This is a genomic window from Dethiosulfovibrio faecalis, from assembly GCF_021568795.1.
GTDB lineage: Bacteria > Synergistota > Synergistia > Synergistales > Dethiosulfovibrionaceae > Dethiosulfovibrio > Dethiosulfovibrio faecalis.
On record NZ_JAKGUE010000016.1, the window covers coordinates 1 to 23,573 of the forward strand.

Here is a 23,573-nt window from a genome sequence, read left to right on the forward strand (position 1 = left end):
GGACACCGCAGGAGATCTACTTCGGAAAGGAAGACCTATAGCAGTCTGACCTAAACTAATCTAGGCTAAAAAATGGTCTTGACAATGGGGTCCACCATACTTTAACGGCTAGCTCTTAGTCGTGTCTGGATAGAGCGGATGATAATAAAAAGGCCTTCCATGAAAAATGGAAGGCCTTTAGCTTTTGGCAGTCCCTAGGGGGTTCGAACCCCTGTTACCGGGCTGAGAACCCGGCGTCCTAGACCACTAGACGAAGGGACCATTTGGCTGGGGAACAGGGATTCGAACCCCGATTACCTGATCCAGAGTCAGGCGTCCTGCCGTTGGACGATTCCCCAATGGTCGACCGAGCTTCAACCCGGTGCGAGAGGTATAATACCATGGAGGCTGGATGTTCGCAACCCTGGAGTAAATATCGAAATAGTTCTTTTTTTGGGCGTACTTCTCCTCTTTTACGAAACCGGCTGTATGGATATAATGGCAAAAGAGGGATAAGGTATTTTGGAGCGTCTATTGTAGCGTACCTCTAAAAACGTAAGTTATCCATTGGGACTACCTCACTGGAACTAACTGGAAGTGAGGTTCGTGAGGTTTTAGAGGTCCCCTTTAGACGTTATCGTATTAACTTGAGGAGTGATAGTGTTATGGCATCCAAAGAGTGTTCGTTTCTCTCCAGACGTCCTCTAAATGTTCGAGCTAGATGGGACTCCGAGGACGTTGCATTGGTCAGCGGACGGGACGTCTTCGGCGCAATGAAACATAAAGGCGCAATAGCTTTGGCCGCGAACGCCAGGCATCCCCTTACGGTGAAAGGGATTCTAAAAGCTGCGAAAAAACTTGATGCCGCGGTCATTATAGAAATAGCGAAATCGGAGACCAACTATTGTGGAAGTAACTTCGATACTCTGCCTGAGGCTGCTGTTCGATATTCGTCCGAGATCGGTCACGGAGCTGTCTTTGCCCTCCATGTGGACCACTACGGCATAAAGGGTTATGACGATGTGATCAAGGCGGTCTCCGATCTAGGTAGGATAGTCAGAAATGGTTGGACCTCCGTCGCCATAGACGCCTCCCATCTTCCTGATTGGGAGAATCTTTGTGCTACCAGAGATGTCGCTATGCATGTGCCACCTTATTTCGGTTTGGAGGTAGAGGTGGGCGAGATAAAAGGAGCAGGGGAACTTTCAACGGTCGAGGAGGCTCTGTACTTCGTAGGCGGATTGAATTCCTGGAGCATCTTTCCCGATCTTTTGGCCATCTCGAACGGGAGTTTGCACGGTACCTACGATGCCTCGAAGGGACAGGCGGAGGGGATCGATCTCGAGAGGACGAAGGAAATCGCCGAAGCCATAGCTCCCTACGGTGTATCCATCGCTCAACACGGTATATCCGGTACCGCTATAGACAAATGCGCTGAATTCTCAAAATACGGCATAAACAAGGGCAACGTGGCGACCTTGTTCCAGAACGTGTTGTTCGGTATCAAGATGGATCAGGAAACCGGTAACGCCGTGATAGAAGGGGATAGCTACATAAAAGAACAGGACCGTGGAATACCGATGGATCTCTGGAACGACCTGGTCTCTTGGTGTGACGGTCAGGGTTACAGCCGTAAGGACGGGAACTATAAAAAAGCCAATCTTCCTTTCTGGGAGCGGATAGCGTCTCTTCCGTCGGATCGTCTCGATATGATAGTAGAGGAAACTCAGTGGTGGGCCGAGAGGTTCATAAAGGCCTTTAACGCGGAGGGAACCGCCGAGATAGTCAAGGAGAGAATGTCGTCCAGGGAAAACTGGAATCCGTTTCCCGACATGAAAGTTCAGGCTTCCAGAGGGGATTTCGGTTCGGATAAGGCTCCCAATGCCGCGAAGAAAGACGGGGAGGATTACTCCGACTAGCATATTTTGCCCAGAGGCCTCCTATTACGGGGGCCTTTACTATATAATTTCAGGACCGATGTTCGATTTTAAAAGGGGGCCTGGAAAATGCAGGACAGATCTATTCGCTTGGAGGACCACTTTCTGGATGTTCTATCAGTAGAGATAGCCAACTACGAAAGGGTAAGCCATCTCTTGGACGATATGGAAGAAGCTCGTCTGGTTATAGACCCTATCGTGGTCGATAGCAGAAAACTGACGTCCAGTTATATCAGACGTAATAGGGTGCCTTCCGGAGGGACAACTCCGTTCGTAGTCTATTGTCGAATTCGTGGGGGAGGCCCGGCGAAGGGAGTTCTTGTAGAGGACTCCATAAACAGATGGTATGGTGAAGAGATGATATCGCGTGCGACGAAGAGGATCGTCGATAGGGGGTTCTACTCTCGCTATCAGGTGGAGGATGCGGTGGAAAGGATCGGCTCCATGGGGTGGGTCCCCATCGATCCCGACGAGGGCGGTCGTCGATGAGGCTATTTAAAACGGCCCTGGCGGTGCTGTTGCTTTCTCTCTTTTCGATATTTTCATCTCCTTTTATCTGTTGCGCCAAGGTGAAGCTTACCGCCGACAACATGACTTTCGATACGGCTACGGGGCTTTTGGTCGGATTGGGAAACGTGACGTTGATAAGGGAGGATCTCAAGGTAGTCTCCGATCGTTGCGAGGGTAGCTATAGGGAAAATACCGCCAGAATGTGGCAGAACGTCAGAGCCGAGGGGACCTGGAGCGGAGAGAACCTTTCGTTTCAGTGCCAGGAGCTGAATGCCTCCTTCTCCAAGCCGGAGAGGATCTCCATGGTCGGCTCCGTCGAAGGTCGTTTCGGAAGCCGCTCTTTGAGGTGTTATGACGTGGAGATGATCGGAGATCGCTTCATAGCGACTAAGGTCTCTCGTTTCCAGGACGACGACGAGGGGATCTCCCTGTCCTGCGATAGGGTAAAAGGAGCGATCGGCGACGGTATGCTTCGAGAGTTCGAGGCCAACGGATCCGTCAAGATGGAGATAAAACACCTGAAAGACGGAACCTTGACGAAAATCTCCGGTGGCAAGGCGCTATATTCGAAAGACAGGGGTTCCATAGTTATGAGCGGAGGTGCGGTGGCGGTGCAGAGAGGTAGAAAGATAACCGCCAAAAACGTGGTCTTTTATCCGGCTACAAGCAAGATAGAGGCGAAGGGGAGCCCCAAGATAACCTTCGACGTGGAATGAGGTTGTATCATCCATGACATCACGAAACGGAGTTACCCTTTCAGCGGAAGGGTTGACGAAGAGCTACAGAAAGCGGACCGTTGTTTCAGGGGTCGACCTGAAGATTCCTATGGGAAAGATCACCGGACTCCTGGGGCCTAACGGAGCTGGAAAAACCACCAGTTTTTACATGATAGTGGGGTTGATAAGACCCGACAGAGGTCGCGTTCTACTGGGAGACAGGGAGATAACCGACCTCCCTGTCTATAAGAGGGCTCGTATAGGAATAGGCTATCTGCCTCAAGAAAGTTCTGTGTTTCGAAGTCTAACGGTTAGAGAAAATCTGGATCTCGTGTTAGAGGAAAGACACGTCGCTAAGGCGGAGAGACGGGAGATTGCTGATCGTCTGGTGGAGGATCTGGGACTTCAGAGACTGGTGGACGTATCGGGATACGCTTTGAGTGGAGGAGAGCGACGGCGGCTTGAGATAGCTAGGTGCTTAGCTATAATGCCGGACTTTATCTTTTTGGACGAACCATTCAGCGGGATAGATCCGATAGCGGTCTACGATATACAACAGATAATTTTGGGACTCAGGGAAAAAGGTTACGGAATAATGATAACCGATCATAACGTCAGGGATACCCTGGCCATAACCGATAAAACCTATCTGATCCACAGAGGAGAAATAGTCATAGAGGGTAATCCCGATGAGGTAGCCAGGAGCGAGGTAGCCAGGAAATTCTATCTCGGAGAGAGGTTTACCTGGTGACTTTTCGATCAAAGAGGAGCTATTTTATCGATGTCTCCCGATCGGAGGATGCTCTCTACCCTTTCTGCTGCAGAGGCCACCTTTGCGCTGAGGGGCGCTCCCAGCATGACCCTCTCTGGCTGTATCCCTATTACAAACGTCTCCAGATCGAGCTGGTTCAACATCAGGTTCAAGGGCATGTCGTGATTTGTGAAAGAGACATCCGATATCCTCTCTATTGAAAAACGCCTGAAATCCCCGGGGATGAGTCCCATGTCGGAGGCGTCTACCAGGATCAGCCTTTCTGGTCTCTCCCTCTTTATGGCGTATACGTAATTTCCGGGTACGGTATAACATGTGTATACCACCGTGTCGGCAGGAGGGGTTCTCTTTAATCTGTCGGATATTATCACCCCTACCGCGTCGTCCCCGTAGAGCTCGTTTCCCAGACCCCATATCATCGTCTTGCTCATCTTATTATGCACCTCGATCTATCTTGAACTGGAGGAAGCTCTGTGTCGGTAATTCTCTCTCGTATGGTCAGAAACGCTCTTACAATGATGCTGGGAACCTTCGCCAGCCGAATACTTGGACTGGCTAGAGAGATCATAACCGCGGCCCTTTTCGGGGCCTCTCGTTCTCTCGACGCTTTCTACATAGCCTATACCCTTGCTAATCTGGCAAGACAGCTTCTGGCGGAAGGGGCTCTCTCTGCAGCGTTCGTGCCGGTTTTCGCTCAGGTCCTCGAGAAGGACGGATGCGAGAGGGCCGAAAACCTGGCCAGGCAGGCTTCATCTGTGTTGCTTTTTTTGTGTGCCGTGGTTGTCGTTTTGGGTTATCTAATGTCTCCATTATTGGTCTCCTTGATGGCCCCGGGATTTGACGTCGAAAAGACCAACTTGGCGGTGTCCCTGACCAGGTGGATGTTCCCATATCTGATGATGGTATCAATGGCCGCACTTGCCATGGGAGTCTTAAACAGCATGGGCAGGTTTTTCGTGCCTGCCGTGGCTCCCGCCATGGCCAACGTAGCATATATTACGATCGTGCTCCTGTTTGCGTCAAGGAGCGGCGTATCCTGTCTGGTCTGGGCGGTTCTTCTAGGAGGGGTCTTGCAGATGGGGGTACAGCTTCTGGCGGTCTCCAGGGAAGGAGTCTCCCTCCTCCCGGCGATTCCTAAAAAAGGAGATCCAGAGCTCGGAAGGATGATGTTGCTCTTCCTTCCCTATGCGGCAGGTCTCTCTCTGAATCAGATAAATCCGATCATCAGCAGGGTATTGGGCTCTTTTCTCCAGGATGGGGCCATTTCTGTCCTGAACTACGCCAACAGAGTTATACAGCTTCCTCTCGGACTCGTCGTGATAGCCATATCTCAGGCGGTGCTTCCGGAACTATCGAGATGTATGTTGGAGGGGGACAGGGTGTTCTCTGAGACCGTTCGGGATTCGGTGAGGTTTGCTCTTTTCGCCATATTGCCGATAACGGTGGCAGCCTGCATGGTCTCGGGGCCCGTGATACACGTTCTTTTCTACAGAGGAGCTTTCGGCGAATGGGCATGGAACGCGACCTCTTTGGCCATGTCTATGTATGCTTTAGGACTTCCAGGAATGGCCTGTTCGACTGTAATCATGAGAGCGCTCTACGCTAAGGGGCTTCCAAGGGCGGCCGTTGCAGTGACCCTGTCAAGCGTCGTCTCTAACCTGGTAATCAGCGTCTTGCTCCTGCGTCCCATGGGATTCAGTGGGCTGGCTTTGGCTACCTCGATAGCCTTTACTCTTTCCTCGTTTGTCGGGCTTTATCTTCTAGGTAGGAAAACGACGCATCGAATAGGTCTTTTCGACATGTCCTGGATCGTTAAAAATATGGTAGCTCTGTCGGCTCTGGCAGTGGTTCTGTACGGTTTCTCGGTTTTGTATCCCTATCCTCAGGGCGGTTCGATGGCTTGGAGGTCCCTATGGATCCTGTTCGCCGCGATTTTAGGAGGGGTCTCCTACATAGGAGGAGCCGCCGTTATGGGGTCTGGTGAGCTCCATTGGATAAAAGAGGCCGTTGTCTCCAGAAAGAGAAAGGACAAAAAATGCGATGAATCGAATAGGTAAGATGTTTATTTTTTCATCTGCACTAGTGATGCTTTTTGTTGTCGGTATTCCTTGTTGGGGTTCTTCTTTCGAGGATTTGGAGGCCGATCGTTCCTCGGTGGTGTGGGTCGAAGGTCAGATCATGGGCGATATGGTTTTAGGGGCGAAAGGAAAATTGACCTTCCTGTTTATGGACAGGAGGTTGTGTGATGTCGCCAGAGTGGATAGAGGAAATTTGCCGGAATGGCTGACGTGGAACCTTCAATATGAAACGGTCGCAAGGAAAGGGAAAAGAGAGTTCTTCCTGTTGAGATACGAGGCGATAAAAAACTGGGAATTCGACCCTACCGAGATAAAGATAGGAGGGTACAAATTAAAGATGAGCGACGTCGTATCCAGAAAGGACATGATAAACGTAGGCCCCCTGTCTTCCGGTACGGTGGCTACGTTGGCGTTTTCCATGCCCAGGTCTCTGCTGAAGCCGGGGCGTTCTCTGGAGATGGCTTATGGTGAATGGACTACCGATTGGATTGTCCCGAGGAGGTGAGGTTAGTGCACGTCTTTAAATGCGCGGCCTGTGAAAAGGAATTTGAAAGCGAGAAAAGAGAGCTTAGGTGTCCTTTTTGCGGCAGCAATGTCTTGATTCATGTCAGCGGAGAAAAGTTCAATTCGAAAAGTTGCAGCGGTAACTGCAGTTGTTGCAGTGGCTGTGGGAGTTGAGTTTATGGGGTTCCTGACATTGGCCATAGAGAGCAGTTGCGACGATACCGCCGTAGCCATACTCGAAGGCCAGAGAAATGTACTGTCCTCCACGATGTCATCTCAGGTGGAGAGACATGCTCCCTTTGGGGGGGTTGTTCCGGAATACGCCTCCAGGATGCACCTGGAGGCGATTCTTCCCTTGGTGGAAAGGGCTTTAGCTGAAGCCGATGCAAAACCGTCGGATTTGGACCTCATAGCCGTGACCGCCGGACCGGGGCTGATGGGATCATTACTGGTAGGTGTCATGACGGCCAAGGGATTGGCCCAGGCGTGGGAAAAACCGATTTTAGGGGTAAACCATCTGGAGGGACACGTGTTCGCCAACGTGGTGAATCATCCCGACCTTGAGCCTCCCTTCATAGCGATGATAGTCTCCGGCGGGCACACCGAAGTTGTTCTCGTGGAAGATCTAGGGCTTTACAGAATATTGGGTGGAACCAAAGACGACGCCGCGGGAGAAGCGTACGACAAGGTGGCTAAACTTCTAGGCCTTGCGTATCCGGGAGGACCTATCGTGGACGAATTGGCGAAGGACGGAGATCCTCAGGCATTCGACTTTCCGGTTCCCTTGAAAAGATCGGATGAGATATCCTTTAGCTTTAGTGGTTTGAAGACAGCCGTGCTCTGGCAGATAGAACGCATGAAGAAAGAGGGAACATCTCTCCCCGTGGAGGATATATGTGCTTCCTTTCAGAGATCCGCCGTAGAGGCTCTGATATGTAAACTGGATCTGGCTGTCCAAAAGACCGGGGTTAGAAAGGTGGTACTCTCAGGAGGCGTCGCCGCCAACAGCTGTCTCAGGGATATGGTTCTCGATCGCGGATCCTGGAGGGGATATGTCCCAGATATGTTCTATTGTACCGACAACGCCGTCATGATAGGAGCGGCGGGATACCACGGTTGGATGAGAGGACGTAGAAGCGGCTTGGACTTGTCTCCTTCTCCTTCGTGGAGCATTATGGATGGAGTTTGACCAAATGTGATTATAGAAGAAAAACGGCGATTTTAGCTCGTAATGCGTGTTATTTATCTCACAATGCTCCTGATCTCTCTTGAGATTTAAAGGGGCTGCCTGTATCATCAGCATCGTCGATTAGCACTCACAAGGTTTGAGTGCTAATATCACCAAAGAAATTTTGAGGGAGGTATTTAGCGTGAATCTCAAACCCCTTGCGGATCGTATCGTAGTCAAGGTCGTTACCAGTGAAGAAATGACAAAAGGTGGACTCTTCTTGCCCGACACTGCCAAGGAGAAACCTCAGGAAGGCGAGGTAATGGCTGTAGGTTCCGGGAAAGTTCTGGAGAACGGTCAGAAGCTTCCTCTTGAGCTCAAGGTCGGCGACAGGATTATCTTCAGCAAGTATGCCGGTACGGAGGTAAAAATCGACGGAGACGAATACGTGATCTTCAGCGAGAGAGACGTTCTCGCCGTAATAGAGAAGTAGACGTTTAAGACCGTTAGATCATTAATTTACCGATAGAAAGAACGGGAGGTTCGACAACTATGGCAAAAATTCTCGCTTTTGGTGAGGAAGCTCGTCGCGCAATGGAGCGCGGGATCGATAAAGTCGCTGATACCGTAGGAGTTACCCTTGGTCCCAAGGGACGTAACGTTGTTTTGGAGAAGAAATTCGGCTCTCCTACTATCACCAACGACGGTGTCACCATAGCCAAGGAGATCGAGCTGGACGATCCCTACGAGAATATGGGTGCCCAGCTGGTCAAGGAGGTCGCTTCCAAGACCAACGATGTGGCCGGAGACGGTACCACCACGGCGACCGTTCTTGCCAGGGAGATAATCCACGAGGGTATGAAGAACGTCGCGGCCGGTGCTAACGGAATGTTCCTTCGCACCGGTATCGAGAAGGCCGTCAACTTCATAACCGAAGACCTGAAGAAGAAATCCATACAGGTTAAGGGCAAGTCGGAGATCAGCCAGGTGGCCTCTATCTCCGCCAACGACGAGGTGGTCGGTAAACTGATCGCCGAGGCGATGGAGAAGGTCGGTGAGGACGGGGTCATCACGGTAGAGGATAGTCAGACCATGGGAACCACCCTTGAGACCGTGGAGGGACTTCAGTTCGACAAAGGTTATGTCAGCCCTTATATGGTCACCGATCCCGAGCGTATGGAGGCCGCCCACGAGGACGCCTATATCCTGATATACGATGGTAAGATCAGCAACATCAAGGACGTCCTTCCCATCTTGGAGAAGGTGGTCCAGACCGGGAAGCCTCTTCTCATAATCGCCGAGGACATCGAGGGAGAGGCTTTGGCGACCTTGGTCGTCAATAAGCTGCGCGGTACCATGCAGGTTGCGGCGGTCAAGGCACCCGGCTTCGGCGAGCGTCGTAAGGCTATGCTTCAGGATATCGCCATCGTGACCGGCGGAGAGGTCATCACCTCCGATCTGGGAGAGAAGCTGGAGAACGTGGAGCTCTCCAAGCTCGGTAAAGCCAAGAAGATCCGGGTTACCAAAGAGGAGACCACCATCGTCGAGGGCTCAGGCAACCCAGAGGATATTCGCAAGAGGGCTGCTCAGATTCGCAAGGAGCTTGAGGACTCAACCTCCGATTACGACAAGGAGAAGCTCCAGGAACGTCTTGCCAAGATAGTCGGAGGCGTCGCTGTGATACAGGTCGGTTCCGCTACCGAGACGGAGCAGAAAGAGCTGAAGCTCAGGATCGACGATGCCCTGGCCGCTACGAGAGCTGCCGTTGAAGAGGGAATCGTTGCCGGGGGCGGTGTCGCACTGGTCAGCTGTATCGATGGTTTGTCCAAGGAGATAGATAAGCTCCATGGAGACGAAAAGACCGGCGCCAGCCTGGTCCTCAAGTCCCTTTCCTCGCCTCTCCACCTTATAGCCACCAATGCCGGCCTTCAGGGCGACGTTGTGGTAGAGAAGGTGCGAGGCCTGGAGGACGGTTGCGGGCTTAACGCTGCCACCGGAGATTACGTCAACATGATCAAAGAGGGCATCATCGATCCCGTGAAGGTGACCAGGAGCGCCTTGGAGAATGCCGCTTCCGTGGCTAAGATGGTCCTGACCACCGAGGCCCTCGTGGCGGATAAGCCCGAGGAGAAGAGCGATCCCGCCGCCGGAATGGGTGGGATGCCCGGCGGAATGGGCGGTATGTACTAGACTCGATGTCCTGAAGGTCCTTTCCGGAACCCCCGGTTTTTCGCCGGGGGTTCCTTTTTTCGATTTTATCGTTTGAAAGATCACCAAGGCCTCCCTTTCTGGTATCATGAACGGAGCGACGGGAAGGTTCGTATTTAAACGGGGGAGGAACTTTGAGATCATGGAAAACATCGTGATTTTGGACTGCGGCTCTCAGTTTACCCAGCTGATAGCCAGGCGCATCAGGGAGTTGAAAGTACACAGCGAGATAATGCCGTGGGACTCCACCTTGGAGGAGATAGAGGCCAGATCTCCTATGGGTGTGGTCATATCCGGAGGTCCCAGGAGTGTGTTGGAGGAAGGCGCCCCCTGGATAGATCCCGCAATATTGAATATGTCGGTTCCTGTGATGGGGCTCTGTTACGGGATGCAGTACATCTGTAAGGCCATGGGAGGAAGGGTTCGATCGTCCACAAGCAGGGAATACGGTCGAGCTCACGTCACCATAGTGGACGACGAGGCAACGATCTACGACGACGTCCCCTCGAGGACCCAGGTCTGGATGAGTCACGGCGACGACGTCGAGGCCATCCCTGAGAACATGGTCTTGACTGCCAAGACCGACGACGGCGTTATCGCCGGTTTCCGCAGCCCCGACGGGCGATTGGTGGCGTTTCAGTACCACCCCGAGGTTGCCCATACGGAACACGGAACGACCATGCTTTCCAATTTTTTGTTTAAGATATGTGGGTGTAACGGAGACTGGGATCTAGGAGACTGGGTCGAGAGTTCCGTGGCCTCCATCAGATCTACAGTAGGTGACGACAGGGTTATCTGCGGTCTCTCCGGAGGCGTGGATTCCTCCGTGGCCGCCGCTTTGGTGTCCAAGGCCATCGGGGACAGACTTCAGTGTATCTTCGTGGACACCGGAATGCTCAGGAACAGGGAAGCCGAGGAGGTCTTGGAGAGTTACGAGGCCATGGATTTAAACGTCGTTCACGTGGATGCTTCAGAACGTTTTCTGACCGCATTGGAAGGTGTTACCGATCCGGAGAGAAAACGTAAGATCATCGGTGAGCTTTTCGTGAGAGTTTTCGAGGCCGAGTCGTCGAAGATAGCCGATGCCAAATGGCTTCTGCAGGGAACGCTCTACCCTGACGTCATAGAAAGCGGCCATCAGGGGAAGAACGCTGCGGTCATAAAGAGCCATCACAACGTCGGAGGCCTTCCCGAGGACATGGACCTGAAGGTCCTGGAGCCTCTAAGAGATCTCTTCAAGGACGAGGTAAGGGCTATCGGAAGGATACTCGAAGTGCCTCGGGATATAGTCAATCGTCATCCCTTCCCAGGTCCAGGTCTGGCCGTTCGCTGTCTTGGAGATATTACCAAGGAAAAATTGGATGTCCTTAGAAAAGCCGATCGGATATATATCGACGAGATCAAGAAAGCCGGTCTGTACGATAATATATGGCAGGCCTTTGCAGTGCTCCTTCCGGTCTATACCGTAGGAGTTATGGGCGACGATAGGACCTACGCCAGGGTTTTGGCTCTTAGAGCCATAACGTCCTCGGACGGTATGACCGCAGAGTGGTTTCGTTTCCCCTTGGAGGTCCTCGACAGGGTCTCTACCAGGATATGCAACGAGGTATCCGGCATAAACAGGGTAGTTTACGACGTAACTAGCAAACCACCTGCAACCATAGAGTGGGAGTAGTTTAAGGCCGGGCCTTTGCTTGTTTTTATCCTGTCCCTTTACTATAATGTTGGAGCTTTGGCGAGGTGATCCCCCTATGGGGGACCTCGTTAACGGTGTGTTGTATCGAACACAGAGGAGGTCTGTTTTATGGGTCAAGTGTTTTTGCTTGTCGGTTTTTCCGGGATTCTGGCCCTGATCTACGCGATGATGGCTTATCGCAAGGTCAGCGGTTTCAGGGTCGATAACGAGAGGGTGGAGGAGCTTTCCAGCATCATCCATCGCGGTGCCATGGCTTTTTTGAACAGAGAATATCGTTGGCTTTTCCCTTTCGTAATCTTGGTTGCCGTGCTTTTAACCTGGAAGCTAGGATTGCCCACGGCTCTGGCTTTCGTGCTCGGAGCCATGTGTAGCGCCGTTGCTGGCTATATCGGCATGAACGTTGCGACCAAGTCCAACGGAAAGACCGCCTATGCAGCCACCAGAGGGATAAATCCCGCCCTCAACGTGGCCTTCAAGGGTGGCAGCGTAATGGGCATGGCGGTCGTGGGTCTCGGTGTTTTGGGAATATTGGTCTGCTATTTTCTGTATCGTGATCCCAGCATTATCACCGGCTTCGGATTCGGCGCTAGCTCCATCGCCTTGTTTGCCCGTGTAGGCGGAGGGATCTATACCAAGGCCGCCGACGTCGGAGCAGACTTGGTAGGCAAGGTCGAGGCGGGGATTCCCGAGGACGATCCTCGAAATCCTGCCACCATCGCCGATAACGTTGGAGATAACGTAGGGGACATCGCCGGTATGGGAGCCGATCTTTTCGAGTCCTACGTGAACTCTATAATAGCTGCCATGGCTATAGGGGTCATAGTTGCCGGAGGTGTTGGCGTCGCCTATCCTCTGGTGTTGGCTGGTATCGGAATAATTTCTTCGATCCTCGGTACCGTCGTCGTTAAAGTCAAGGAGGGCGGAAATGCTCAGACCGCGCTCAGAAAGGGGACCTTCCTGACCGGGGCTTTGATGATGGTAGGGGCTTTCCTGGCCACCAAGTTCATGATGAACGATATCGCCCTCTTCTGGAGCGTCCTTTCCGGAATCCTGGTAGGTGTCCTTATCGGCTGGGTTACCGAGATATATACCTCGGCGGACTACAAGCCGGTTAAGCAGATAGCCCAGGCTACCGAGACGGGAGCTGCCACGACGATCCTTTCCGGGATCGCGGTGGGAATGATCTCCACGGTCGTTCCGGTCATAATGATATGTATCGCCACCCTGGTCAGCTATAAGTTCGGTGGACTCTTCGGTATAGCCTGTTCCGCCGTCGGAATGCTTTCCATCACCGGCATGACCCTCAGCGTCGATGCCTACGGTCCCATAGCCGACAACGCCGGCGGAATTGCCGAGATGAGCAAGCTTCCTCCTGAGGTCAGGAAGATAACCGATAAGCTTGACGCTGTCGGCAACACCACCGCCGCTATGGGCAAGGGGTTGGCTATCGGCTCGGCCGCTCTTACCGCCCTGTCTCTGTTTGCCGCCTATGCTGCCGCCGTCAACCTTCAAGCCATCGACCTCAGCAACCCGACGGTGATGACCGGACTCTTCCTCGGTGGAATGCTTCCCTTCCTTTTCAGTGCCCTAACCATACAGGCCGTCGGAAGGGCCGCGGAAAAGATGATCGACGAGGTCAGACGCCAGTTCAGGGAGATCCCCGGCATTATGGAGGGAACAGCCCGCCCGGAATACGAAAAGTGCGTCGAGATCTCTACCGGTGCGGCTCTCAAGGAGATGGTCTTGCCCGGTCTTTTGGCCATAGTCTGTCCCGTCTTGGTGGGTGTCTTCCTCGGCCCCGAGGCCCTTGGTGGACTTTTAGGAGGAGCTATAGTCACCGGTGTGATGTTGGCTATCTTCATGTCAAACTCCGGAGGAGCCTGGGATAACGCCAAAAAGTATATCGAGGAGGGACATCACGGAGGCAAGGGCACGGAGCAACACGCCGCCGCCGTGGTCGGAGATACCGTCGGAGATCCTTTCAAGGATACCTCCGGACCGAGTCTCAATATTCTCATCAAGTTGATGTCCGTCGTGGCCGTGGTTATGGCCCCTCTCTTCCTGTAGCAGGAGATATTTAAGCCTACGAATCGGATATCCGTTTTACCATCTCAAACGGGGAGAGCATATGCTCTCCCCGTTTTTAAGTAGACCTAGCTTTTGAGGGGGTGAGTCAGTGGGCGATGACGTGGATAGAATAAAATCCAGGCTAGATGTTGTGGATATAGTCGGAGATTACGTAAAACTGACCAGGAGCGGTAGAAACTACAAAGGTCTCTGTCCCTTTCACGAAGAAAAAACTCCTTCCTTCTATGTATCCCAGGAGAGGCAATCCTGGCATTGTTTCGGATGCGGAAAGGGTGGGGATATCTTCAGCTTCGTTATGGAAAAAGAGGGGCTTTCATTTCCTGAGGCTCTCTCCCTTCTGGCTCGCCGAGCGGGCATAGAGATCGAGTCATATAGTCGAGGCGACGGATCCGGTAAAAAAAGTCTTTTCGACGTAATGGAGGAGGCTTGTTCCCTTTTTAGAGAATGTATGGACGGGGATCAGGGGAGTGTCCCTCGAGGGTATCTGGACCGTAGGATGATCCCTTCCCAGGTTCGGTCGTCGTTCGAGTTGGGGTGGGCTCCTCCTTCCTGGTCTTTCATGGTCCAATCTCTCAAGGAGAAAGGGATATCCTTGAAGGACGCGGAGAGGTGTGGACTGGTCCTCAGAGGAGATCGAGGTCCTTACGATAGATTCCGCGGCAGGGTCATCTTCCCGATCAGGGATATCACCGGTCGTTTAGTGGCTTTCGGTGGACGTATCGTCGATGGCGACGGAGCGAAGTATCTTAACAGTCCTGAGACCGAGATTTACAGCAAGAGGAGGACCCTTTTTCTAATAGATAAGGCCAAGGGAGCTATAAGAAACGGCGGACACTCGATAATAGTCGAGGGATATATGGACGCCTTGCGACTTCATATGGAGGGCTATCCTCAGACGGTAGCCACCTTAGGCACCGCTTTGACGGAGGATCAGGCGACCATATTAAAACGATTGGCCGATGAGGTTTTCATCTGTTACGATGCCGATCAGGCGGGACAGGCTGCGGCGATAAGAGGGATGTACGTTCTTCAGAAAGCGGGCTTATCGGTGAAAGTCGTCGCTCTTCCCGAGGGACAGGACCCGGATGACCTTTTGAGAGCCGACGGTGGCAAGGCTCTTTTCGAAAGTTGTCTGAAAAGAGCTTTGCCCCTGGTGGAACATCACATAAAATTGCTCTCTCCCGCCATCAAGGACGACAGTACCAGAAAATCGGCAGTTCACGATCTTCTAGAGGGCCTTTCAAACATAGACGTGACCGATGTATCTCCCTATCTTCCCTCTTTAGCCGCTTTGTTGGGCATTAGGGATTTCGAGGTGTTGGATGCATTGGAGAAGGTCCGTTCCGGACGCAGGAAGGGCGGTCGTTTTGTCGATACAGAGATCTCGCCATCTCTTCCGGAAGAGGGCAGAGATAGCCTGGAAATGCCTCCTTTGCCTGAGATAGCGCTGATCTCCCTACTCTGGAGCGAGTTCGATCTTCGTAGAAAATGCGATACCAGAGAGGTTATGGAGCTTCTATCCGATCCCAGACTTAAACTCATGGCCGGTTCCATAATTATGGGAGAATCTCCCTCCTCGTTGGAAAAGCGATGGCTCGAGATGGGGGAGACCTTTCAGCTTCGGGTTTTAGCCAGAGGAGGAGCCTATTTGGATGAATTCACTCAAAATTCCGATTGGAAATGGCGACATTTTTGTCATCTCCTCTATCGCCAAAAGGGGCAGATGAGGTATAATGAACTTCGTGTAAAAATGCTCAAAGGGGAGGCTACGACCCGGGAAATAAGGGAAATGGAGGACCTTCGACAGAAACTGGTATCCCAGAAAGGTTCCTGATTGTGGAAGAGGACGGTGGTTGTGATATGAAGCACATCGTTGACCAGCAGGAAGTAAACGACGATCTAGATATAGGAGCGGATCATACCGAGATCGTTCTGGACCAGTACCTCGATAAGATAAAGGATATTCTTCTCGAGGGGCAGAGCAAGGGATTCGTTACCAAAGAGGACATCAAACGTCATATGACCCCTCAGACTCTGAACGAGGTGTTGCTGGAGAAGATATACGACAATCTTCGGGCCTTGGGGATAGATATCCAAGGGGTTGACGACGAGGACGAAAAAAAAGGCGACGATTCCTCTTCTCGCATTTCCGGAGAATCGGTCTCTTCCGACTCCGGAGGCGGAGGAGACCCTGTCAGGATGTATCTTAGGGAAATCGGTACCATCCCTCTATTGAATCAATCTCAAGAGGTGGAACTGGCGAAGAGGATAGAGATGGGGGACGACGAGGCCAAATCTCAGCTGATAGAGGCGAACCTTCGCCTGGTAGTCAGCATTGCCAAGAAATATATGGGACGTGGGATGCTCTTTCTGGATCTGATACAGGAAGGGAATCTGGGGCTCATCAGGGCCGTCGAAAAGTTCGATTACTCTAGAGGTTATAAATTCAGCACCTATGCCACCTGGTGGATCCGACAGGCCATCACCAGGGCGATAGCGGACCAGGCCAGGACCATAAGGATACCGGTCCATATGGTGGAGACTATCAACAAGGTGATGAGAGCCTCCCGCAACCTTGTCCAGAGCCTGGGAAGAGAGCCCACTGACGAGGAAATCGCCGCGGAGATGGGCATAGAGCCGGCCAAGGTAGTTCAGATAAGAAAGGTCGCCCAGGAACCCATATCCTTGGAATCCCCGGTGGGGGAGGAAGACGACAGCGAACTGGGAGACTTCATAGAGGATAAGGACATGATAAGTCCCGACGACTCCACCTCGATGGAATTCCTGAGGGATCAGTTGGACGATGTCCTTGAGGGGCTTACCGACAGGGAGAAGCAGGTTCTCCGACTTAGATTCGGTTTTGACGACGGTCAATGTTACACCCTGGAGGATGTCGGCCGTCGTTTCGGTGTCACCAGGGAGAGAATCCGTCAGATAGAGGCAAAGGCTTTGAGAAAACTTCGTCACCCCAGTCGGAGCGTTACTTTGAGAGACTACATGTCTTGATTTTTTCGGGGGTTCTATGACTATAAGAGTAGATAAATTTTTGAAGCTTGCCAGGTTGGTTAAGAGAAGGACAGTGGCCCAGGAGATGGTGGAAGCCGGTGCCGTGAGGATAGACGGTAGAAAGGTTAAACCGTCGTCAGACGTGAAGGTCGGCTTTATCCTAGAGGTGGCGTTTCCCCGCAGGCTTCTGGTCGTGGAGGTTTTGGTGGACGAAGAAGCTGTCTTGAAGAGACGGGGTTGCGAACCTTACAGGTTGATAGAGGACAAAAGGGTGGAGCCAGAGACCAAACTTTGGGATCGATAGCAATTTACTTGCAGGATTGGGAGGTAGTCGCATGAGTACCATAGTTGGAATACACGGCAGAGAGATTCTTGATTCGAGAGGAAATCCGACGGTAGAGGTAGAGGTCGCGTTGGAATGCGGCGTGATAGGCAGGGCTGCCGTTCCCTCGGGAGCTTCGACCGGAACCTTCGAGGCGGTGGAACTGAGAGACGGAGGCAGCCGCTATATGGGGAAGGGCGTCCTTAAGGCTGTCGAGAACGTCAACGAGCGGATAGCTCCGGAGATCGTCGGGATGGATGTCTCGGAACAGTCCTATATAGACGGAGCGATGATCGATCTGGATGGGACTCCCAACAAGGGAGATCTCGGTGCCAACGCGATTTTGGGGGTCTCCCTGGCGGTCGCTAGAGCTGCTTCCGATTACTACGGTATGCCTCTTTGGAATTACATAGGTGGGTTAGGTCCTTTTACACTTCCGACCCCCATGATGAACGTCATCAACGGAGGAGCACACGCCGACAACAACCTGGATATCCAGGAATTCATGGTAATGCCTTACGGCGCATCAAGTTTTTCCGAGGCTCTCAGGATGAACGTAGAGATATACCACACCTTGAAGAAAATGCTAAAGGAAAAGGGCTACTCCACCTCTCTGGGAGACGAGGGGGGCTTTGCCCCTAACCTGGGAAGCAACAGGGAGGGGTTCGATATACTGGTCGATGCGATAGGGAAGGCCGGATACACCCCCGGTGATCAGGTGGGTATTGCTGTCGACGTAGCTGCTTCAGAGTTGTTCTCCGACGGGGTCTATTCGTTTAAGGGAGAGGGTAAGTCCTTTTCTGCCGAGGAACTCAACGGTTATTACGAAGGTCTGTGCAGGGATTACCCTATAGTCTCCATAGAGGATGGAATGGCCGAGGAGGACTGGGAGGGTTTTGCCCTGATGACCGAGACACTGGGCGACAGGATCCAGATAGTGGGAGACGATCTTTTCGTAACGAATCGAGATCGCCTGAACAAAGGCATAGAGATGAACTCCGCAAACTCCATATTGATAAAACTCAACCAGATAGGAACCCTGACCGAGACGCTGGAGGTAATAAAGACGGCGAAAAACGCCGGTTTTTCCTCTGTGATATCCCACCGGTCAGGAGAGACCTCGGACACGTTTATCTCCGACTTATCCGTTGCGGTGTCGGCGGGACAGATAAAAACAGGTGCTCCCGCTAGAACCGATCGAGTGGCCAAGTACAATCAGCTTCTCCGTATAGAGGAATCAATAGGTTGTTGCACCCCTTATGCCGGGTCCTCTTCGATAAAAGGGCTTAAGGTCCGTAGTTGAAGGTCGAACCATCGATGGCGGAGGAGGGATGCGGATGAAGGTCGCGGAACCTACGGTAGAGCGACTGGTCCAGTATCGTAGACTCCTGGAGCATATGGACAGAGACAAGGTCCAGGTAATCTCCTCCAAGGAGATAGGCGATATGCTAGGCTTCAAGGCCAGTCAGGTGAGAAAGGACCTTTCCTACTTCGGTGAGATAGGAAAACGAGGCGTAGGATACAACGTCGATCGACTGTTGAAACACGTATCCGATATACTTTCTCCTCCTAGAAAATGGAGTGTAGGCCTGGTCGGGGTAGGAAGGCTCGGAGAGGCTCTTTTGGATCACAAGGCCTTTTTATCGGATAAATATGAGATTGTAGCGCTCTTCGACGTTTCGGAGGAAAAGGTAGGAAAGACTTTTTTCGGACGGCCCTGTTTCCATGTCGACGATATGTCGAGAAAACTTAAGGACATGGACATAGAGATATTGATACTGACGGTCCCTAAGGATGCTGCGCAGCGATGCGTGGATGCCGGTGCGGAAAATGGGCAGATAAAGGGGATTCTGAATTTCTCTCCGTCTTCCGTGGTCGCTCCTCCTGGTGTCATAGTGTACTCTGTCGACATATCGGTAGAACTGGAGAAACTGCTCTTTTATCTGAAACACGAGGGGACCGAAAGTATATAAACTGTCCGGTCCATGGTAGAATAGTTATTCCTGGTCGTGGACAAGGGATATAAGATATAGGAGGCGGTATCGTTGAATCAAACTGGACAGGCGGGCGCGATGCAGATGTTTTTCCCTCTGGTAATATTTGTCGTCATCTTCTACTTCTTCATCATAAGGCCACAGAAGAAGCGGCAGAAGAAGCACGATGAGCTTTTAGGTTCTCTCACCAGAGGCGACCGAGTAGTGACAGCCGGTGGCTTCATCGGCATCGTGAGAGAAGTGAAGGACGATAGCCTGATCCTCGAGATAGCCGACGGTGTCAAGGTCAGAGTCCTTAAGGGGTCCATTTCCAGCAAGATGGTTGCAGAAAACCCTGAAGCCAAGAAGTCGGTAAAGGACGAGGTCACATTAGAGTCCGATAACGATAAGACAGAGGACAAGGGCGAGGACGCGGACGAGGAAAAGTAGAGACCTTCGGTTTCGACCGGAGTGGGTGTTCTTGACGCATCCACTCCTTTTTCGTTTTTTTTTATTTTTTGTTTTTTGAGGAGGTAGTGACGTTCTATGCTGAGAAAAGATCGTTGGCGGCTCACGTTGGTAGCCGTCGTCGTTATCGCCGCCTTGGCGTCGGTTTTCCCAATAAAAGGGCGGATTAATCTCGGACTCGACCTCAAGGGAGGGGCTCATATAGTTCTCCAGGCAAAGGGAACCGAGGAGAACCCCTTGACCGGCGACAGCGTCGAAAGACTTCTTGCTGTCCTTAGAAATAGGGTCGACCAATACGGTGTATCCGAACCTCTGATACAAAGAGAGGGTCAGGACAGGGTGATCGTGGACCTTCCAGGTGTGGAAAACCCCGAACAGGCCCTTGAGCTGATAGGCAAGACCGCTCTTTTGGAGTTCAGGCAGGTAGTTCAGGCTACTTCCGCATTGCCTCCTAGGGCTCAGAGGGAGAACTACGATTCCGACGAAGAATATCAGGCCGCCGTTTCAAGGTGGAACAAGGTTAAAACCGACAGAGACGACCTGGAAAGTCGACTGAGATCGGAAGCTTCATCCGAGGCAGGGGCGGTCGTGGGAAGCGACGAAGCCGGACGTATCTATCTTCTGGGGCCTGTCTATGTTGGAGGAAAAGACCTAAAGGACGCAAAGGCCACCTACGATAACCTGGGTAGACCTGTCGTAAGCCTTGAATTCAATGACGACGGAGCTAAACTCTTCGATTCGGCCACCGCCGAGAATGTCGGCAGCCAGATAGCTATCGTGCTCGACGGGATGGTGGTATCCGCTCCGGTGGTGCAGGAGCGAATTAGCGGAGGAGCTGCCCAGATCTCCGGTCGTTTTACCCCGGAAGAGGCCCGTAATCTTGCAATAATGCTTCGTGCCGGAGCTTTGCCCGTTCCTGTAGAGGTATTGGAAAATCGTTCAGTAGGACCTACCTTGGGAGCGGACTCGATCAACTCTGGGCTTAAGGCGGGACTTATAGGGTGTGCCCTGGTCATACTGTTTATGTTGCTCTATTACAGGATTTTGGGCATCGCTGCAGATATCGCCCTTTCGGTAACGATCTTGATACTTTTCGCTTTGCTTATAAGTTTCAAGGCGACTCTTACCCTTCCCGGAATCGCCGGTATCATCCTTACCATAGGAATGGCCGTCGACGGCAATATATTGATATTCGAGCGGATCAAGGAGGAGTACAGGGACGGTAAGACTCCTTTTGCCTCTCTGGATTCGGGGTTCAAGAAGGCCTTCAAGACGATTCTCGACGCCAACGTGACTACGTTGATAGCGGCAGCGGTCCTCTACTACTTTGGAAGTGGACCTATCAGAGGATTCGCCCTTACTCTGGCTTTTGGTATAGTGGCCAGTGTCTTCAGCGCGGTGTTGGTGACCCGTGTCCTCCTCCAGGTCATGGTCAGCCATAACAGCATACCTTCTCTGGCTCGTAGGAAGTAACGGGAGGCCGGTCGACATGAATAAGACAGCGGAATATCGTTTTAATTTTATGGCCTTTCGTAAAAAGGCTATGTTTCTAAGTGTTGTTTTGATTTTGGTGAGTTTGGGGTCTCTGTTTTCCAGAGGGCTTAACCTCGGGATAGACTTCACCGGAGGCAATTTGGTCCAGTTGGAGTTCGGCTCTCCCGTAGAGGTCGGAGAGGTACGAGACGTGTTGGCCGGGGTCGGCCAGGGTAAGGCCGTTATACAGGCCTACAGCGACAAGGGAGTCATTATAAGGATGAAGGCCGACGAGGAGGACGCTCGACGAGATGTACTCGAGGCTCTCAAGGCTAAATACGACTCGGTTCAGGTCCTTCGATTCGAGAAGGTCGGACCGGTGGTAGGAGATCAGCTTCGTAAAGAGGCTTTCATCGCCCTTGGGCTCGCTCTGGTGGGAATATTGATTTACATCACCGTACGGTTTCAGTTTCGTTTTGCCGTGGTCAGCGTACTGGCCCTGCTGCACGACTCGATAATAACCCTGGGTATCTTCAGTATCATGGGAAGAGAGATATCGGTCACCTTTATAGCGGCGATTCTGACCATCGTGGGATACTCTCTGAACGATACCATAGTTGTTCTAGACAGGGTGAGAGAGAACTGGAAACACCTAAGAGGCTGGGGAATCGACGGCCTTTTCAACGTATCGGTAAACCAGACTTTGTCCAGGACGATAAACACATCTCTTACCACGTTTCTTCCCGTTTTGGCCTTCTATATATGGGGAGGACCGGTTTTGGCTAACTTTTCCTTTGCCCTCATGATAGGGATAATAGTGGGAACCTACAGTTCCATTTACGTGGCCAGCTCGATACTGGACGAGTGGTTCACCAAATCTCCGGTCAAACAGTAGTTCGGATAGTTTTTTCAGAGAGGAGGAAGCCTGGTGCTCCTCCTCTCTTTTTATTACAATGTTCGTCGGAGAGTTTTATATGAGCTTTCCCCGAAGGAGTTGTTTGGATAAGTGTTGCCTACCTGTACATTCGACGACATTCGACTTATATCCATAGACGACGACATCCTGAAAATGGCCGGAAAAATGAACTGCTCGGATGTTGTCGCGGCGGTCTTGAGTTCCAGGGTTGAAGATGCCTCGATAGGTATCGGAGACTTTAGAATAGGAGGCCTGGATGAATCTTTGTCCTCTCTGGATCTCGGTCCCGGAGTCTCTGAGGCTGTGGATACATGGAAAAGGGCTGTCTCCGGTCGTTCCGTTCTGGTCTACGGCGATTACGATGTAGACGGAATAGCCTCCACCGCTTTAGCGGTGGAGTTGGCCGGAGTCTCCGGTGCCTCTTCGGTCCATTACTATCTTCCCCATAGACAGAAAGAGGGATACGGGGTACATCTTTCCTTGATCAGAAAGGCGCTGGCTCAAGGAGTCCAGACCTTGATAGTCACCGATTGCGGCTCCAAAGACGTGGAGCCCTTGGGAGAAGCGGTCGCTGGAGGCATGGCCGTCATCGTCTTCGATCATCATTCGGTGGACGGAGAGACGATCGACTTACCCGCCTTCGTCAATCCCCAAAGGGGTGGATCTCCGGAGGCCCGAAACCTCTGTGCTACGTCCGTCCTCTGGAGTTGGGCCGCTGTCTCGTCCATTGCTTCCAGAAGATGGCTAGAGAACAGACTGGACCTAGTCGCTCTCGCTACCGTGGCCGACTGCGTGCCCATGGGCAGGTTCAACCGAGTCCTGGTCGACCGGGGGTTGGAGGTACTTCGGAACACGAGACGACCGGGGATAAAGGAGCTTTATAGTCGTCTGGGAATCTCAACTGCCGTTTTGGACGAAGAAACGCTGGCCATGAAGGTTATTCCCTGTCTCAACGCGGCAGGTCGACTGGACGTGGCTGATCTGGCTCTCTCGATCGTTCTCGGTACGGGAAACGTGGCGGGTGATGTGGATAGACTGGATGCCTTGAATCGCAGGAGAAAAGACCTTTCCGCCGATATCTCGTCGGAGATCGCCGAAAAAATAGAGAGAGACATGGAGCACGTTCTTTACGATGATCGATGGCCGGTGGGGTTGTTGAGCGCCATAGCCAGTCGTCTCTGTCATTCCTACGATAAGGGGTTTGCCCTGGCCGCTCCTTCGGGAAACGGAATAAAGGGCACCTTGAGGGTTCCGGAGGGGGCCAACGCCGTCGAGATATTGTCAGAACTGGACGATATGCTCAATGCATGGGGTGGCCATCCATATGCGGCAGGTTTTTCCGTCGATCCATCCAGATGGGAAACCCTGTCCTCCAGACTTTCTGAGAAACTTAGATCCATAGTGCCCGAACGGGTCGTAGAGACCGCCATAAAATATGACCTTTCTCGTTTCGATATGGGGTTATGGAGGGAACTGCGGATCATAGGGCCTTTCGGGCAACTCAACCCATCTCCGTGTTTTTTTCTTCCCAGGCGGGGAGGGGAGAGGCTTTTGCCTCTCGGAAAAGGGGGAATCCACGGCAAAATCGACGTAGGGTCGGGCTTCCTGATAGCTTTCAACGGAGCTGAACAACATCGGGATATGGATAACATCGCCGGATGGCTATACAAACCGCGACTCAATCAATGGAAGGGCAGAATAAATTTGCAGTTCTTGGTGGAGAAGATAGTCCTCTCCTGCTAAACTTGACGATTACTCC

Annotated in this window: 21 protein-coding genes and 2 tRNA genes; 20 read left to right on the forward strand and 3 right to left on the reverse strand. The window is 52.2% G+C overall.

Features of this window, described 5'->3' with window-relative positions; genetic code table 11:
* Positions 1-185 precede the first annotated feature (185 nt).
* Together L2W58_RS10335 and L2W58_RS10340 are read right to left on the reverse strand one after the other, a co-directional pair.
* Positions 186-261, reverse strand: a tRNA-Glu gene (locus L2W58_RS10335).
* Positions 262-264: 3 nt separating this feature from the next.
* Positions 265-338, reverse strand: a tRNA-Gln gene (locus L2W58_RS10340).
* A 306-nt stretch (positions 339-644) separates the two neighbouring features.
* Between L2W58_RS10340 and L2W58_RS10345 the strand changes: the two genes are divergently transcribed.
* From L2W58_RS10345 to lptB, 4 genes are all read left to right on the forward strand, one after another.
* Positions 645-1,898 carry a class II fructose-bisphosphate aldolase gene (locus L2W58_RS10345; protein ID WP_236103264.1) on the forward strand — a complete coding sequence of 418 codons (1,254 nt, stop codon included), beginning with the start codon at positions 645-647 and terminating at the stop codon, positions 1,896-1,898.
* Positions 1,899-1,985: 87 nt separating this feature from the next.
* Positions 1,986-2,405: a hypothetical protein gene (locus L2W58_RS10350; protein WP_236103265.1), complete on the forward strand. Its 420-nt coding sequence runs from the start codon at positions 1,986-1,988 to the stop codon at positions 2,403-2,405.
* A complete protein-coding gene (locus tag L2W58_RS10355; RefSeq protein ID WP_236103266.1) occupies positions 2,402-3,142 on the forward strand; it encodes an LptA/OstA family protein in 741 nt (246 codons plus the stop codon). Before L2W58_RS10350 ends, L2W58_RS10355 begins: the two co-directional genes overlap by 4 nt.
* 13 nt (positions 3,143-3,155) lie before the next feature.
* Entirely contained in the window at positions 3,156-3,893 is a 738-nt protein-coding gene (gene lptB, locus L2W58_RS10360) for an LPS export ABC transporter ATP-binding protein (RefSeq protein WP_236103267.1), read from the forward strand.
* An 8-nt stretch (positions 3,894-3,901) separates the two neighbouring features.
* On the opposite strand, the gene L2W58_RS10365 is transcribed toward lptB, so the two are convergent.
* Positions 3,902-4,345, reverse strand: a complete 444-nt coding sequence (locus L2W58_RS10365) for a hydrogenase 3 maturation endopeptidase HyCI (protein ID WP_236103268.1) — start codon at positions 4,343-4,345, stop codon at positions 3,902-3,904.
* A 42-nt stretch (positions 4,346-4,387) separates the two neighbouring features.
* Here L2W58_RS10365 and murJ point away from each other — a divergent pair, with 42 nt between their 5' ends.
* The 16 genes from murJ (at position 4,388) to L2W58_RS10445 (ending at position 23,557) form a co-directional block, all read left to right on the forward strand.
* Positions 4,388-5,971 carry a murein biosynthesis integral membrane protein MurJ gene (murJ, locus tag L2W58_RS10370; RefSeq protein WP_236103269.1) on the forward strand — a complete coding sequence of 528 codons (1,584 nt, stop codon included), beginning with the start codon at positions 4,388-4,390 and terminating at the stop codon, positions 5,969-5,971.
* Positions 5,972-5,999: 28 nt separating this feature from the next.
* Positions 6,000-6,497: a hypothetical protein gene (locus tag L2W58_RS10375; protein WP_236103270.1), complete on the forward strand. Its 498-nt coding sequence runs from the start codon at positions 6,000-6,002 to the stop codon at positions 6,495-6,497.
* 177 nt (positions 6,498-6,674) lie between these two features.
* The gene (gene tsaD, locus L2W58_RS10380) at positions 6,675-7,685 is read left to right on the forward strand and encodes a tRNA (adenosine(37)-N6)-threonylcarbamoyltransferase complex transferase subunit TsaD (protein WP_236103271.1); all 1,011 of its coding nucleotides are present in this window, start codon (positions 6,675-6,677) and stop codon (positions 7,683-7,685) included.
* Positions 7,686-7,866: 181 nt separating this feature from the next.
* Complete coding sequence (groES, locus tag L2W58_RS10385) at positions 7,867-8,157, forward strand: co-chaperone GroES (protein WP_236103272.1); 291 nt, start codon at positions 7,867-7,869, stop codon at positions 8,155-8,157.
* A 59-nt stretch (positions 8,158-8,216) separates the two neighbouring features.
* Positions 8,217-9,854, forward strand: a complete 1,638-nt coding sequence (gene groL / locus L2W58_RS10390; protein WP_236103273.1) for a chaperonin GroEL — start codon at positions 8,217-8,219, stop codon at positions 9,852-9,854.
* Positions 9,855-10,014: 160 nt separating this feature from the next.
* A complete protein-coding gene (guaA, locus tag L2W58_RS10395; protein ID WP_236103274.1) occupies positions 10,015-11,547 on the forward strand; it encodes a glutamine-hydrolyzing GMP synthase in 1,533 nt (510 codons plus the stop codon).
* Positions 11,548-11,676: 129 nt separating this feature from the next.
* Complete coding sequence (locus L2W58_RS10400) at positions 11,677-13,635, forward strand: sodium-translocating pyrophosphatase (RefSeq protein ID WP_236103275.1); 1,959 nt, start codon at positions 11,677-11,679, stop codon at positions 13,633-13,635.
* A 109-nt stretch (positions 13,636-13,744) separates the two neighbouring features.
* Positions 13,745-15,490, forward strand: a complete 1,746-nt coding sequence (dnaG, locus tag L2W58_RS10405) for a DNA primase (RefSeq protein WP_236103276.1) — start codon at positions 13,745-13,747, stop codon at positions 15,488-15,490.
* Positions 15,491-15,516: 26 nt separating this feature from the next.
* Entirely contained in the window at positions 15,517-16,662 is a 1,146-nt protein-coding gene (gene rpoD, locus L2W58_RS10410) for an RNA polymerase sigma factor RpoD (protein ID WP_236103277.1), read from the forward strand.
* A gap of 16 nt (positions 16,663-16,678) precedes the next feature.
* On the forward strand, positions 16,679-16,966 hold the full coding sequence (locus L2W58_RS10415) for a S4 domain-containing protein (protein ID WP_236103278.1): 288 nt from the start codon (positions 16,679-16,681) through the stop codon (positions 16,964-16,966).
* Between the two features lie 31 nt (positions 16,967-16,997).
* Entirely contained in the window at positions 16,998-18,287 is a 1,290-nt protein-coding gene (gene eno / locus L2W58_RS10420; protein ID WP_236103279.1) for a phosphopyruvate hydratase, read from the forward strand.
* 34 nt (positions 18,288-18,321) lie between these two features.
* The gene (locus L2W58_RS10425; protein ID WP_236103280.1) at positions 18,322-18,957 is read left to right on the forward strand and encodes a redox-sensing transcriptional repressor Rex; all 636 of its coding nucleotides are present in this window, start codon (positions 18,322-18,324) and stop codon (positions 18,955-18,957) included.
* Between the two features lie 72 nt (positions 18,958-19,029).
* Positions 19,030-19,407, forward strand: a complete 378-nt coding sequence (gene yajC, locus L2W58_RS10430) for a preprotein translocase subunit YajC (protein ID WP_236103281.1) — start codon at positions 19,030-19,032, stop codon at positions 19,405-19,407.
* Positions 19,408-19,503: 96 nt separating this feature from the next.
* Positions 19,504-20,898, forward strand: coding sequence for a protein translocase subunit SecD (gene secD / locus L2W58_RS10435; protein ID WP_236103282.1), 1,395 nt, complete (start codon positions 19,504-19,506; stop codon positions 20,896-20,898).
* 16 nt (positions 20,899-20,914) lie between these two features.
* Entirely contained in the window at positions 20,915-21,793 is an 879-nt protein-coding gene (secF, locus tag L2W58_RS10440) for a protein translocase subunit SecF (RefSeq protein ID WP_236103283.1), read from the forward strand.
* Positions 21,794-21,907: 114 nt separating this feature from the next.
* Complete coding sequence (locus tag L2W58_RS10445) at positions 21,908-23,557, forward strand: single-stranded-DNA-specific exonuclease RecJ (protein WP_236103284.1); 1,650 nt, start codon at positions 21,908-21,910, stop codon at positions 23,555-23,557.
* Positions 23,558-23,573 lie beyond the last annotated feature (16 nt).

What these genes read in the sequence shown, in the direction of transcription:
- L2W58_RS10345 (WP_236103264.1), top strand. Translation starts at nt 645, where the DNA reads ATGGCATCCAAAGAGTGTTCGTTTCTCTCCAGACGTCCTCTAAATGTT.
- L2W58_RS10350 (WP_236103265.1), top strand. Translation starts at nt 1,986, where the DNA reads ATGCAGGACAGATCTATTCGCTTGGAGGACCACTTTCTGGATGTTCTA.
- L2W58_RS10355 (WP_236103266.1), top strand. Translation starts at nt 2,402, where the DNA reads ATGAGGCTATTTAAAACGGCCCTGGCGGTGCTGTTGCTTTCTCTCTTT.
- lptB (WP_236103267.1), top strand. Translation starts at nt 3,156, where the DNA reads ATGACATCACGAAACGGAGTTACCCTTTCAGCGGAAGGGTTGACGAAG.
- L2W58_RS10365 (WP_236103268.1), bottom strand. Translation starts at nt 4,345, where the DNA reads ATGAGCAAGACGATGATATGGGGTCTGGGAAACGAGCTCTACGGGGAC.
- L2W58_RS10375 (WP_236103270.1), top strand. Translation starts at nt 6,000, where the DNA reads ATGCTTTTTGTTGTCGGTATTCCTTGTTGGGGTTCTTCTTTCGAGGAT.
- tsaD (WP_236103271.1), top strand. Translation starts at nt 6,675, where the DNA reads ATGGGGTTCCTGACATTGGCCATAGAGAGCAGTTGCGACGATACCGCC.
- groL (WP_236103273.1), top strand. Translation starts at nt 8,217, where the DNA reads ATGGCAAAAATTCTCGCTTTTGGTGAGGAAGCTCGTCGCGCAATGGAG.
- guaA (WP_236103274.1), top strand. Translation starts at nt 10,015, where the DNA reads ATGGAAAACATCGTGATTTTGGACTGCGGCTCTCAGTTTACCCAGCTG.
- L2W58_RS10400 (WP_236103275.1), top strand. Translation starts at nt 11,677, where the DNA reads ATGGGTCAAGTGTTTTTGCTTGTCGGTTTTTCCGGGATTCTGGCCCTG.
- rpoD (WP_236103277.1), top strand. Translation starts at nt 15,517, where the DNA reads ATGAAGCACATCGTTGACCAGCAGGAAGTAAACGACGATCTAGATATA.
- L2W58_RS10415 (WP_236103278.1), top strand. Translation starts at nt 16,679, where the DNA reads ATGACTATAAGAGTAGATAAATTTTTGAAGCTTGCCAGGTTGGTTAAG.
- eno (WP_236103279.1), top strand. Translation starts at nt 16,998, where the DNA reads ATGAGTACCATAGTTGGAATACACGGCAGAGAGATTCTTGATTCGAGA.
- L2W58_RS10425 (WP_236103280.1), top strand. Translation starts at nt 18,322, where the DNA reads ATGAAGGTCGCGGAACCTACGGTAGAGCGACTGGTCCAGTATCGTAGA.
- secD (WP_236103282.1), top strand. Translation starts at nt 19,504, where the DNA reads ATGCTGAGAAAAGATCGTTGGCGGCTCACGTTGGTAGCCGTCGTCGTT.
- secF (WP_236103283.1), top strand. Translation starts at nt 20,915, where the DNA reads ATGAATAAGACAGCGGAATATCGTTTTAATTTTATGGCCTTTCGTAAA.